The sequence below is a fragment of the Xanthomonas sp. NCPPB 2250 genome (genome assembly GCF_056725265.1).
The window spans coordinates 1315990-1328282 of the sequence record NZ_CM161520.1 but is presented as its reverse complement, the minus strand read 5'-3'; the positions used below and the strand labels follow the sequence as shown (position 1 = coordinate 1328282).

11 protein-coding genes are annotated in these 12293 nt (G+C 62.6%); 4 read left to right on the top strand and 7 right to left on the bottom strand.

Features of this window, described 5'->3' with window-relative positions; translation table 11 throughout:
- Positions 1–17 precede the first annotated feature (17 nt).
- Genes AC1PMG_RS05555 through AC1PMG_RS05545 form a run of 3 tightly spaced genes read right to left on the bottom strand, consistent with a single transcriptional unit; the run spans position 18 to position 2825 of the window.
- Positions 18–1865, bottom strand: a complete 1848-nt coding sequence (locus AC1PMG_RS05555) for a hypothetical protein (protein ID WP_481110935.1) — start codon at positions 1863–1865, stop codon at positions 18–20.
- 51 nt (positions 1866–1916) lie between these two features.
- Entirely contained in the window at positions 1917–2414 is a 498-nt protein-coding gene (locus tag AC1PMG_RS05550) for a pilin (RefSeq protein WP_481110934.1), read from the bottom strand.
- Between the two features lie 18 nt (positions 2415–2432).
- Complete coding sequence (locus tag AC1PMG_RS05545; protein ID WP_481110933.1) at positions 2433–2825, bottom strand: pilin; 393 nt, start codon at positions 2823–2825, stop codon at positions 2433–2435.
- A gap of 372 nt (positions 2826–3197) precedes the next feature.
- On the opposite strand from AC1PMG_RS05545, the gene AC1PMG_RS05540 reads away from it, so the two are divergent.
- Genes AC1PMG_RS05540 through coaE form a run of 3 tightly spaced genes read left to right on the top strand, consistent with a single transcriptional unit; the run spans position 3198 to position 5970 of the window.
- Positions 3198–4457: a type II secretion system F family protein gene (locus AC1PMG_RS05540; RefSeq protein ID WP_481111614.1), complete on the top strand. Its 1260-nt coding sequence runs from the start codon at positions 3198–3200 to the stop codon at positions 4455–4457.
- A 6-nt stretch (positions 4458–4463) separates the two neighbouring features.
- Positions 4464–5327 (top strand): prepilin peptidase, encoded by an 864-nt coding sequence (locus AC1PMG_RS05535; RefSeq protein WP_481110932.1) that lies wholly within the window; start codon positions 4464–4466, stop codon positions 5325–5327.
- A 13-nt stretch (positions 5328–5340) separates the two neighbouring features.
- Positions 5341–5970, top strand: coding sequence for a dephospho-CoA kinase (gene coaE / locus AC1PMG_RS05530; RefSeq protein ID WP_481110931.1), 630 nt, complete (start codon positions 5341–5343; stop codon positions 5968–5970).
- Positions 5971–6077: 107 nt separating this feature from the next.
- On the opposite strand, the gene AC1PMG_RS05525 is transcribed toward coaE, so the two are convergent.
- From AC1PMG_RS05525 to rimK, 4 genes are all read right to left on the bottom strand, one after another.
- Positions 6078–7412, bottom strand: coding sequence for a sensor histidine kinase (locus AC1PMG_RS05525; RefSeq protein ID WP_481110930.1), 1335 nt, complete (start codon positions 7410–7412; stop codon positions 6078–6080).
- On the bottom strand, positions 7405–8082 hold the full coding sequence (locus AC1PMG_RS05520; protein WP_010340533.1) for a response regulator transcription factor: 678 nt from the start codon (positions 8080–8082) through the stop codon (positions 7405–7407). Before AC1PMG_RS05520 ends, AC1PMG_RS05525 begins: the two co-directional genes overlap by 8 nt.
- A gap of 14 nt (positions 8083–8096) precedes the next feature.
- Complete coding sequence (locus tag AC1PMG_RS05515; RefSeq protein ID WP_481110929.1) at positions 8097–8543, bottom strand: hypothetical protein; 447 nt, start codon at positions 8541–8543, stop codon at positions 8097–8099.
- Positions 8544–8806: 263 nt separating this feature from the next.
- The gene (gene rimK, locus AC1PMG_RS05510; protein ID WP_342074118.1) at positions 8807–9700 is read right to left on the bottom strand and encodes a 30S ribosomal protein S6--L-glutamate ligase; all 894 of its coding nucleotides are present in this window, start codon (positions 9698–9700) and stop codon (positions 8807–8809) included.
- A gap of 280 nt (positions 9701–9980) precedes the next feature.
- Here rimK and AC1PMG_RS05505 point away from each other — a divergent pair, with 280 nt between their 5' ends.
- Positions 9981–12290 (top strand): TonB-dependent receptor family protein, encoded by a 2310-nt coding sequence (locus AC1PMG_RS05505; RefSeq protein WP_481110928.1) that lies wholly within the window; start codon positions 9981–9983, stop codon positions 12288–12290.
- Positions 12291–12293: the final 3 nt, after the last annotated feature.

The following is a 12293-nucleotide window of genomic DNA, read 5'->3' as shown; positions in this document are numbered from 1 at the left end:
CAACTCCCGGCAATTCCCTAACGACCAACTGATACGTTCCCTGCAGGTTGAGCCGACAGAACGCATGGAGACAAAGCTTTGGCCTCACCAATTCGCCCTTGCTTGACGAGCGAAGAAGTCAAACGCAATCCATAGCCAGGATCATCTTTTTTCAACTTTATCGCAACACAGTACTCACGAGCGGCCAAATCAAAATTGCGCAACACCCTTCCGGCATAATCTGCATACAGGATATGCGCCTCAAAAGAATTTGGCTGGCGCGCGACATATGTCTCGCTGATCTCTTTTAATTTGTCGTCAGGTATTTCCACACCATCCATGCGCTCACTTTGCAACGTATAGAAAGCACTAAATGCCTGAGGACTCAGGGCCTGATGCTTGAACTTCCCTATCATACGAACCCACCATTCCGATTCCACCGGCTGCCCGAGCTTTATCTTGGTCACAATGATTGCCTGCTCCGGAAGCGGAGACGAACGAGGCAACATCGCCGCTCTTTCCAATTCAGCCATTGCCAACATGTAGGAAGGCGAATTAGCGTCCCCTCCCGACTTCTGCAAGTAGATTGTTGCCAACTCATACGCAGCGCGGGCGGAATTCTTGTTGTCGATGGTAGCTGAGTTGGCGAAGAGTTCAGGATTCCCCCAGATAGCGCTACGCAAAACAGATGCGAAGCCAAAACCAATCAACAAGGCTACGACCAGCGCAGACACCACCAAGCGCTGTCCCGACTCGACTCCCCATCGCACAAAAGATGCGATCACCAGAAGCGGAGAAAGCAACGCAAAGTAATTGCGATGCTCGAAAACCAACTCCAAAGGAAGCGGCCCACTGGTAATTGCATGCGATGCAAAGAAGAAAAGAATGGCAAGGGATATGAGCGGAAAGCGTTTGCGAGCCAAAACAGCCGAAGCGACAAAAGATGTCAACAGCGCCAGACCCGCAAGCGTGGTCCATGGAGCAAGCAATCCTTGGGACGGCAAAAAGTCATCGTGATAGAAGCTCAAGTTACTTGGCGATGGCCAGATCACCCAGTAAAGATACATAGGCAGTACGCGAAATTGACTGATCACGCGCTCCCACATCCCGAAGTCACGCACAATAAATTGATCTGCGGCGCGCGACAACACAAACCATGCAAATGCCGATACGCCAACAAAAAAAACAATTGCATAGCTCAACTTGAGAAAAGAGGAAGCAGCGCTGCGACCCGCCTTAAAACGCAATAGCACCACTTCCAATACCAACGTATAGAGCGGCAACTGCACTGCATTTTCTTTGGACAACAGCCCGAGCAAGCAAGCCAAGCCACTTATCACAAACAGCGGCCAAGATCGCCCCCCAAGGATCTGCTTATTTCTGGCATGAACGTATGCAAGAAGGGATAGAAAAGTAAACGTATATCCCAGCAGCTCCATACGCTGCACGACGTATAGCACCGCCGATACTTGGAGAGGATGCAATCCCCAAGCCAAGGCGATCACGAGAGAATACCGATCCCTGGATTTTTCCTGGAGAGAAGGCCAAGCCAATTGAAGCAAGCTACGCAGCAAGTAGCTCAACAGCACGATGTTGATGAAATGAATAGCAAGGTTCCCGACCTTGAAGGCCGACGCATCCATTCCGTGCAACCAGTAGCTTAACGCCAGACTCAGCGTCGCAACAGGCCGACCGTAGGGACCGCCGTAAGCCTTGCATGCTGCAACAAGACCTTCGATCGTCAAGTGCTCTAAATGAATCTGCGGATTCAATACAACCGCTTGAAAATCGTCGAATAGAAAACCACCGCCTACCCCCGGAATGAAGACGGCACAAGCCATCATCGCGGCGCACAAAGCGCATAAAAAGAAAAAGCGCGACTTCACTCGGCATGACCTCGATACGAAGAAACGTCAGACACAACTCTGCGCCACGAACTAGATGACCTTACATCCGACGGGTGCATATCGTGCATCGACGGTCGTGCTGCAGCTCCACACATCATCGTTAGCCATATCCCATCTGATGACCTCACCGTCCACCCCCCTGGAACCGACCATGCTGCAGGAAATCGCAGGCACGGCGGAACCGCCCGACGGAGCGTACACGCCAATTTGGCTACAACGCACGGTAGCGGTATGCACCCCTAGCCGATCGTTGGTGTAACTCGAATCTTCCGCCCCCTGACTGATGAGCGTCTCGTAGCCCACCTTGCCGATGGTGATTTCATCCAGCGCGCTCGCCACTTGCGCACGCGCCACATACCCTTGGTAAAGCGGAAGCGCAATCGCGGCCAGGATAGCAACGATGGCGACAACTACCATAAGCTCCACCAAGGAGAAACCATGCTGTTTCTTCATGGAATGGTTGCTCCAGAAGATTCGAAATCCAATTTCGACCCAAGAAAAACCCCGCATAGAGCGGGGCTTTTCCATCAACCGTGCCTAATGCTATTAGGTGCAACCGGTCGGCTTGTACTTCGCGTCCAGGGCACCGCCACTGCAGGTCCAGGTACCGCTGTCAGCACGGGTCAGGGTGATGACCTTATCCTGAATCTTACTTGCATTACCCTTCAGCTTGCATGCAATGGTGGTATTGCTCACCGTAATGGCACAACGCGAAGTGCTGGCCTGCAACCCGATCTGAGCTGCCGTGGAAAGGGTGCTTCCGTCGTTCTTCTTGACTTCGAACTGCGTCTTGCCCGGGGTGATTTCGGCCAGACCAGCGGTGGCCTGCGACTTGGCCACGTAGTCCTGGTACATAGGCAGCGCGATGGCCGCCAGGATGGCGATGATCGCAACCACGATCATCAGTTCGATCAGGGTAAAGCCCTGCTGTTTCTTCATAACATGCCCCTAGAGATGGAATGTGAAGTGGTGTGGTGATGTAGGCACTCGCCCGCGGATCTACTCCCCGAGCGCCGCGGCGAAGCGCCACGTGCGAGGTAATACAAGCAGAATACGTGCCAACTTCCCACGCCATCCTGCTTCAGGCCTCGTGGCGCATCATGCCCTATCAGGCGCGGCAAAAGGCAGATAAATCGGCAATTTGCGACAGAATGGACCCTCTGCCAAATTTCGGCAAAAAGTGACGCCCAGGGTCACATCGATGGACGAAGGATCGTGCAGATGCAGCGCCTCCGGGTGCCAGACGCCAAGGAAACCGATACCATGCTCGGCATGTCCGCCTGGGGATGGCCGGACGGGGGAGACCACCTGATGTCCGCAACTCGCAGCGCAGTCAAGAAAGAGTCGGTCGCGCGCAATACCAGTCAACAGATGCCCTTCGTCTGGGAAGGTACCGACAAGCGCGGCATCAAGATGAAGGGCGAGCAGACCGCCAAGAACGCCAACCTGTTACGCGCAGAACTGCGCCGCCAGGGCATCACGCCATCGGTCGTCAAACCCAAGCCCAAACCGCTGTTCGGCGCGGCAGGCAAGAAGATCACCCCGAAGGACATCGCCTTCTTCAGCCGCCAGATGGCGACGATGATGAAGTCGGGCGTCCCGATCGTGGGCGCACTGGAAATCATCGCCAGCGGGCACAAGAACCCGCGGATGAAGAAGATGGTCGATCAGATCCGCACCGATATCGAGGGCGGCTCCTCGCTCTATGAAGCGGTCAGCAAGCATCCGGTTCAGTTCGACGAGTTGTACCGCAATCTGGTCAAGGCCGGCGAAGGCGCCGGCGTGCTCGAGACGGTGCTGGAGACGGTCGCCACTTATAAGGAGAACATCGAGGCACTGAAGGGCAAGATCAAGAAGGCCTTGTTCTATCCAGCCATGGTGATGGCTGTGGCCCTGATCGTGAGCTCCATCCTGCTGGTCTGGGTGGTGCCGCAGTTCGAGGACGTGTTCAAGGGTTTCGGCGCGGAGCTTCCCGCCTTCACTCAGATGATCGTGGAAGCTTCGCGCTTCATGGTGTCCTATTGGCTAGTCATGCTGATTGGGCTGATCGGCAGCATCGGCGGCTTCATCTTCGCCTACAAACGCTCGCCTGCGATGCAGCATGGAATGGATCGACTGGTGCTCAAGGTGCCAATCATCGGTCAGATCATGCACAACAGTTCAGTGGCGCGCTTCTCGCGCACGTTGGGGGTCACCTTCCGCGCCGGCGTACCGCTGGTGGAGGCCCTGGACATCGTCGCAGGCGCCACCGGAAATAGCGTCTACGAGACGGCTGTACTGCGCATGCGCGACGACGTGGCGGTAGGCTACCCGGTCAATGTGGCGATGAAGCAGACCAATCTGTTCCCGCACATGGTCATCCAGATGACCGCCATCGGCGAAGAAGCCGGCGCGCTGGACGCCATGCTGTTCAAGGTCGCCGAATACTTCGAGCAGGAAGTGAACAATGCGGTCGATGCCTTGAGCAGCCTGATCGAGCCGTTGATCATGGTGTTCATCGGCACCATCGTCGGCGGCATGGTCATCGGCATGTACCTGCCGATCTTCAAGCTGGCCTCCGTCGTTGGATAAGCATTAATGGCATTTCTCGATCAACACCCCGGCCTGGGCTTCCCGGCCGCGGCCGGGCTCGGCCTGCTGGTGGGCAGCTTCCTCAACGTGGTCATCCTGCGCATGCCCAAGCGCATGGAATGGCAGTGGAAGCGCGATTCGCGCGAGATCCTAGAGCTGCCGGACATCTACGATCCGCCGCCGCCCGGCATCGTGGTGGAGCCGTCGCACTGTCCGCACTGCAAGCACAAGCTGGCCTGGTTCGAGAATATCCCGCTGTTCAGCTGGCTGGCGCTGCGCGGCAAGTGCCGCTACTGCCATGCGCCGATCTCGCCGCAGTACCCGCTGGTGGAACTGCTCACCAGCCTGCTGGTGGTCGCCAGCGTGTGGCGCTTCGGCTTCGGCTGGCAGGGCTTCGGCGCGATCGTGTTCAGCTGTTTCCTGGTGGCGCTGTCCGGCATCGACCTGCGTACCCGCCTGCTGCCGGACCAGTTGACCCTGCCGCTGATGTGGCTCGGCCTGATCGGCAGCATGGACAACCTGTACATGCCGGCCAAACCCGCCCTGCTCGGCGCTGCGGTTGGCTACTTCTCGCTATGGTCGGTGTGGTGGCTGTTCAAGCAGATCACCGGCAAGGAAGGCATGGGCCATGGCGATTTCAAGCTGCTGGCCGCGATCGGCGCCTGGTGCGGCTTGAAGGGCATCCTGCCGACCATCCTGATCTCCTCGCTGGTCGGCGCGATCCTGGGCTCGCTGTGGCTGGCGGCCAAGGGCCGCGACCGCGCCACGCCGATCCCGTTCGGCCCCTATCTGACGATCGCCGGCTGGATCACCTTCTTCTGGGGCACGGAGATCGTGGAGACCTACATGCGCTGGTCGGGACTACGCTGACGGAGCCCAAGGCTTGACTGATTTCGTCGTCGGCCTGACCGGAGGCGTCGCCTCCGGCAAGAGCGAACTGAGCCGCCGCTTCGAGGCCAAGGGCATCGTCGTCGCCGATGCCGACCTCGCCGCGCGTGCGGTGGTCGCGCCCGGCCATCCGGCCCTGGCACAGATCGTGGCGCGGTTCGGGCCGCAGATCCTGCAGGACGATGGACAACTCGACCGCGCCGCCTTGCGCCAGCGGATCTTCGAGGACGCAACGGCACGCCGCAACCTGGAAGCGATCACCCATCCGGCCATTCGCCGGTTGCTGCAGGAACAGTGTCGCGCGGCCGCCGGACCCTACGCGATCGCCGCCATCCCCTTGTTGACCGAGGTCGGTGCACGCACCGCCTATCCCTGGCTCGACCGGATCCTGGTGATCGACGCCCCGGAGGCGCTGCAGCGTGCACGCCTGATGCAACGCGACGGCATCACCGCCGACCTGGCGCAGCGCATGTTGGCGGCCCAGGCCACCCCCGCAGAGCGTCTGGCCATCGCCGACGACGTGGTGGTCAACGACGGCGCCGCGACGGCACTGCAGGAAGCGGTGGAGAAGCTGGACACGCAGTACCGTGCGCTGGCTGCGGCAAAGGCGTCAGCGTCTTTGTAGGTCGTCGCCCTTGTTCCCTCTGGGATCAGCCGCGATCAATCCTTACCGGGAACGCCCGGTCGCGGCTGAAGCCGCTCCAAGTGATGGCCGAAGCGTCGGCGCCAGCCTCAGGCCGGCTTGAACCACAGCGTCGCCACCACGCCCTTGGTGGCGCCCGGACGCACGTTGACCTGCCAGCCATAGAGATCGCAGAGGCGGCTGACGATCGACAGGCCGATGCCGCCGCCCTGGGAATGGCCGGCGTGGGTGCCGCGATAACCGCGCTGGAACAGCTTGGCCGCGTCCTCCTCGCTCAGACCCGGGCCGGAATCGATCACCTGCACCGCGTCGCTCAGCACCCGCACCACCACCTGACCTTCCTGGGTGTACTTGACCGCATTGCCGATCAGATTGCCCAGCGCCACCGACAGCGCCGCTTCCGGGGCATCGATGGTGAGGTTACGCTCGCCCTCCAACAGCAACTGCAGCGGCTTGCCGCCCAGTTGCGCGCGATGCGACTCGATCAACTGCTCGGCCACCTTGGCGACGTTGCTGTGTCCCTGCCCGCGCTCGTTGCGCGACAGCAGCAGCAGCGACCCGATCAAGTCGCTGCACTGCTGTTCGGCGCGCTGGATGCGCTGCAGGCGCTGCAGCACTTTCTCGTCGAGATTGGGTCGGGTCAGCAGCAGCTCGGTGGCGCCGCGGATCACCGCCAGCGGCGTGCGCAGTTCATGGCTGACGTCGGCATTGAACTCGCGGTCGCGCTGCACCACTTCGGTCAGGCGCGCCGAATAGTCGTCCAGCGCCTCGGCCAACTGGCCGACCTCGTCGTCGGGAAAGTGCGGCGCCAGCGGCTTGGGATCGCTGCTGCCGCGATAGGCGCGCAAGCGGGCAGCCAGGTCCGACACCGGCCGCATCACCCGCGACGCCGACCACCAGCCGATCACCAGCGACAACGCGCTGAACACCAGCACCGACAGGATCAGGGTGCGCTTGAGCTGCACCTCGCCCTGCATGGTCTGGGTCATGTCATAGGCGAGGAAGAACCAGACGTTCGGGGTCTTGCGCACCGCCACCTTGTAGGAGAACGGCTTGCCGGTTTCGTCGCGACCGGACACGTTGTGGATGCCGTCGGAGAAGTTGTACCACTCCGGCTGCTCGCGCCGCAGCGCCTCGAAGCGGTCGCTCTTCACCACCCGGCCGACCATCTGCTGCACAGGCAGGTCCGGGTTCTTCGACGGATCGGAGAAGAACCGGTGCGAGTACTCGTCGATGTTGCGGTTCAGCACCACCTCGACCAGCTGGTTCTCCACGCGTGCCCGCGCCCAGTTGGTGGCGAACGCGAACAGTGCGGTCAGGCCGAAGCCCAACAGCACGAACGAGAGGATGATGCGGCTGCGGAGGCGGCGGCGGTAGCGTCCGCGCCGCCGCACCGCACGCGGCAACGCCGGTGCTTCAGGCATCGGGGGCGGCGATGCGGTAGCCGATGCCGTGGCGGGTCTGGATCATCGGCACGTCGAACGGCTTGTCCACCACCGCGCGCAGGCCATGGATATGCACGCGCAGGGAATCGGAATCGGGCAGTTCCTCGCCCCAGACGCGGGTTTCCAGTTCCTGCCGGGTCACCACCGCCGGCGCGGCTTCCATCAGCGCCTGCAGGATCTTCAGCGCGGTGGGATTGAGCTGCAGCAGCTTGCCCTGGCGGCGCACTTCCAGCGTATCCAGGTTGTATTCCAGATCGCCGGTCTCCAGCACCCGGGTGTGCACGCCCTTGCCGCGACGCGACAGCGCGTTGAGCCGCACTTCCACTTCCTGCAGCGCGAACGGCTTGATCAGGTAGTCGTCGGCGCCGGAATCGAAGCCGGCGAGCTTGTTGTCCAGCGAATCGCGCGCCGTGAGCATCAACACCGGCGTCTGCTTGCGCGCCTCGTTGCGCAGCTTGCGGCAGACCTCGATGCCGTCCATGCCGGGCAGATTGAGATCGAGCACGATCGCATCGAACTCGTGCACCACCGCCAGGTGCAGACCGGTGACGCCATCGGCGGCGAAATCGACGGTATGACCGCGATCCTCGAGGTAGTCGCCGAGATTGGCAGCGATGTCGCTGTTGTCTTCGATCACTAGAATTCGCACCAACATTTACCCCGTCAGTCGTACTTGCCAGTTGGATTGCGCCGCATCAGTTCCTGCGCATCCTCGTTGTCGCGGCGGCGTTCCGCCACGGTCCTGCATTGCGTGGTCGTGCGCAACGAGCCGGTCACGGCCTCGCGCCTGCACACCATCCGGCTGTCCGCTGCCGCTTTCGTCAGCAGCGTATTCACCATTTCCTGATCGTTGAACAATGCGACCTTCTGCTCTTCCTTCAAGGTCTCCACGTCCTGGTGGGCGTCGAGTATCGCAGCCATCCGCGTCAATGCAGCCTCGACCTTGCTGCGATCGTCAGCATTGATTTCGGAATAGGTCTTGCCGTCGTTCAATTGCTGCCGGATTGTACTGAGTTGCTGCGCGAACGCTTTCTTCACGTTCATGGGCGCCTCACCTTTGGGCGCCGCCATCGCCGTGCACGCCAGGAGCATGCCCAGCACCAAGGCCATCGATCGTTTCATCCCCTTCCCCTCGCAGATTAGACCCACCCCGCAATGTAGCCCCCGCTGAAACACCGCGGCAAGCGGGCCGCGAGAGAAGCCTGGTGGGCGATTGCCCAAGAAAAAGACCCAGGCAGCGGGGCTGCCTGGGCCGAAAGTTTTTCTATCCCGATTACCGTTCCTGCTGAGGAGGGCAGAGCTGCGGTCCGAAGAAGCTTACGCAGGGCGGAATTAAACCGGTGTTAAGCCAGAACGAACGGCCAGTAATGCGACTAAGCCCCTGATTTCTTTCGTTTCAGGCAAGCTTCGAGGTGCTCGATGACCTTGCCGGCGATATCCAGCCCACAGACCGTCTCGATGCCTTCCAGGCCCGGCGTGGAGTTGACCTCCAGTACCAGCGGCCCGCGCTTGGAGCGAATCAGATCGACGCCGGCCACACCCAGGCCCAGCGCCTTGGCCGAGCGTACCGCCACCTCCTGCTCGCCGCGGCTGGCCGCGGTCTTCTCGGCGGTGCCGCCCAGATGCAGGTTGGAGCGGAAGTCGCCCTCCGGCGCGGTGCGGCGCATCGCCGCCACCACCTGGTTGCCGACCACGAAGCAGCGCAGGTCGGCGCCCTCGGCCTCGCCGATGAACTCCTGCACCAGGAAATTGGCATACAGCCCGCGCAGCGCCTCGACCACGCCGCGCGAGGCGCTGGCCTTCTCGGTCAGGATCACCCCGGTGCCCTGGGTGCCCTCGTTCAACTTCACCACGTGCGGCGGCGGGCCGAGCATGGACAGCAGATCGCCGGTGTCGTCCGGGTTGTCGCCGAACACGGTCATCGGCATGTCGATGCCCTTGGCCGCCAGCAGCTGGTGCGCACGCAGCTTGTCGCGAGCGCGCAGGATCGCGTCGGACGGGTTGGGCGTGCAGACCCCCATCATCTCCAGTTGCCGCAGCACCGCGGTGCCGTAGCGGGTCACCGAAGTGCCGATGCGCGGGATCACCGCGTCGTAGCCGGTGATCGGCTTGCCCTTGTAATGCATGGTGAAAGCGCCGGCGGCGATGCGCATGTAGCAGCGCAGCGGGTCGAGCACGCGCACCGTGTGCCCGCGTTCGCGGCCGGCCTCGACCAGGCGCCGGGTCGAGTACAGCTTGGTATTGCGGGACAGGATGGCGAGCTTCATCGAAGGCGGCGGCGGTGGCAGGCCCGGCATCATACGTCGCGCCACCGGCGCCGCGATGCCGCGCGTCGTCGTAACCGCCGACCCACCGCGCGGCCAGGATGCGCGGTGATCGCCATCACCCACCGTCCGCGCGCTGTCCCACAGCCGACACCGGACCGCCCCGAAACGTTCACAAAACCGTTGCATCGTGGCGGGCGGGCCGCGTACCGGCCCGGTGCCGGCTGCCCGCGCCCCGCGCGGCAGGACCGGAACGTCTCCCCCTCTTGATTGGTGACTTTCGATGACCCCCACTTCCAGATCCTTGCGCCCGCACGCGCTGGTGCTCGCCGTCGCGTCCGCCCTGCCGGCCTTCGCCGCGCTGGCCGAGACCGCGCCGGCCGCCGCCACCGCAACCGCCGATGCGGCGGCCAGCGCGAGCGGCAACGATGCCACCATGCTCGACGCGATCACCGTCGTGTCCAGCGGCACCACCCGCCAGGTGCAGCGCATCACCCGTGAGGACATCGGAATCGCCGCCCCCGGCACCAGCGCACTGAAGGTGCTGGACAAGCTGCCCGGCGTGCAGTTCCAGTCGGCCGACCCGTTCGGCGCCTACGAATGGTCCACCGCGATCAGCCTGCACGGTTTCGACCAGAGCCGGCTCGGCTTCACCCTGGACGGCGTGCCGCTGGGCAACATGAGCTACAGCGTCAGCGACGGCCTGCAGGTGACCCGCGCGATCATTTCCGAGAACGTGGCCTCGGTGGAACTGGCGCAGGGCGCCGGCGGGCTCGGCACGCCGTCGAGCAGCAACCTCGGCGGCACCGTGCGCTACTACTCCGCCGATCCGGATGCCGACGCCGGCTTCCGCTTCAGCCAGACCCTCGGCTCCGACAGCACCCGCCGCACCTACCTGCGCGGCGACACCGGCGACATCCACGGCTTCTCGCTGTACACCTCGCTGGTGCACGGCGAAATGGACAAGTGGAAGGGCTACGGCAACAACGAGTACAACCAGGCCAATGCCAAGGCGCTGTACCAGTGGGGCGACGGCAACCGGGTCAGCCTGTACCTGGACAGCTCGCACCGCAAGGAATACGACATCATGGACCTGTCGCTGACCTCGCAGCGGGTCCTCGGCTGGGATTGGGATTACCTGATGCCGGACTGGAACAGCGCGGTGCAGATCGCCAACGCGCTCAACGGCAAGGGCAGCTACCCGGCCAGCCTCAACGGCCTGCCCGCCGACTACGGCAAGGCCGATGCGTCCTACTACTCCGGCGCCGGCCTGCGCCGCGACAACCTGGCCGCGCTCAGCGGCGTGTTCAACCTCGGCGGCAGCGCCACGCTGAACCTGACCGGCTACTACCACGACAACAACGGCGAGGGCCAGTGGACCACGCCGTACGCGCCGTCCTCGGCCAGCGTGCCGCTGTCGATGCGCACCACCGACTACCGCCTCAACCGCCATGGCGTCACCGGCTCGCTGAACTTCACCGTGGCCGGCAACGAGATCGAGATCGGCGGCTGGTACCAGAACGCCAAGACCGTGCAGGAGCGCAACTACTTCCTGCTCGATGGCCCGTTCACCGATCTGTACTACTTCAACAAGAACGGCACCCTGTTCGCGCGCGGCTTCGCCCAGCACTACGACACCGACACCACCATGGTCTACGCGCAGGACACGCTGCGCCTGCTCGACGAGCGCCTGACCCTGAACTTCGGCGCCAAGAAGCTGATCGTCGACACCACCGCGCAGTCGCAGGTGCCGTCCGCCTCCAATGCCGCCGGCGAGATCAAGGCCGACTCGGACCTGCTGCCGCAGGTCGGCATCAACTACAAGATCGACGATCACCAGGAGGTCTACGCCTCCTACAACAAGAACATGGCCGGTTTCGGCTTCACCCCGTTCCAGGAATCGCAGGCCGCGTTCAATGCGATCAAGGGCTCGCTTGAGCCGGAGACGGCGCAGACCTACGAGCTGGGCTACCGCGTGCGCGGCGCCGGCGTGGAAGCGTCGCTGGCGCTGTACCACACCACCTTCGACGACCGCCTGCTGGTGACCTCGCCGTGCAGCGCGATCCAGACCTGCTCGGCCACGCTCAACAACGTCGGTTCGGTGCGTAGCCAGGGTGCCGACCTGGCGGTGATCTGGCGTCCGATCGAACAGCTGCGCTGGCTGAACTCGCTGTCCTATGACGACTCGACCTACCAGGACGACTACCTCAACGGCGGTGTGGTGGCCACCTCCGGCAAGCGCGTGGTCGGCATCCCCGAGTGGATGTTCTCCAGCAGCCTGGCCTACGAGAACGCCGGCTGGCACGCCTCGCTGGACGGCAAGTACACCGGCCGCCGCTACATCAGCTACCTCAACGATTCGTCGGTACCCAGCTACTGGCGCTTCGACCTCAGCGCCGGCTACGACTTCGGCCAGGTCGGCATGTTCCAGAACCTGGGCCTGAGCGCGAACGTCACCAACCTGTTCGACAAGCGCTACTTCGCCACCGTCGGCACCAACGGCTACGTCGTCTCCGACCCCAACGGCTACAACCAGACGCTGATGGCCGGTGCGCCGCGCCAGTTCTTCGTCACCTTCAGCGGCAAGTTCTGAGCC

Excerpts from the sequence above, each read along its gene's own strand:
- AC1PMG_RS05545 (WP_481110933.1), bottom strand. The coding sequence starts at position 2,825 with ATGAAGAAACAGCAGGGCTTTACCCTGATCGAACTGATGATCGTGGTT.
- AC1PMG_RS05550 (WP_481110934.1), bottom strand. The coding sequence starts at position 2,414 with ATGGAAAAGCCCCGCTCTATGCGGGGTTTTTCTTGGGTCGAAATTGGA.
- AC1PMG_RS05505 (WP_481110928.1), top strand. The coding sequence starts at position 9,981 with ATGACCCCCACTTCCAGATCCTTGCGCCCGCACGCGCTGGTGCTCGCC.
- AC1PMG_RS05540 (WP_481111614.1), top strand. The coding sequence starts at position 3,198 with ATGTCCGCAACTCGCAGCGCAGTCAAGAAAGAGTCGGTCGCGCGCAAT.
- AC1PMG_RS05535 (WP_481110932.1), top strand. The coding sequence starts at position 4,464 with ATGGCATTTCTCGATCAACACCCCGGCCTGGGCTTCCCGGCCGCGGCC.
- rimK (WP_342074118.1), bottom strand. The coding sequence starts at position 9,700 with ATGAAGCTCGCCATCCTGTCCCGCAATACCAAGCTGTACTCGACCCGG.
- AC1PMG_RS05515 (WP_481110929.1), bottom strand. The coding sequence starts at position 8,543 with ATGGCCTTGGTGCTGGGCATGCTCCTGGCGTGCACGGCGATGGCGGCG.
- AC1PMG_RS05525 (WP_481110930.1), bottom strand. The coding sequence starts at position 7,412 with ATGCCTGAAGCACCGGCGTTGCCGCGTGCGGTGCGGCGGCGCGGACGC.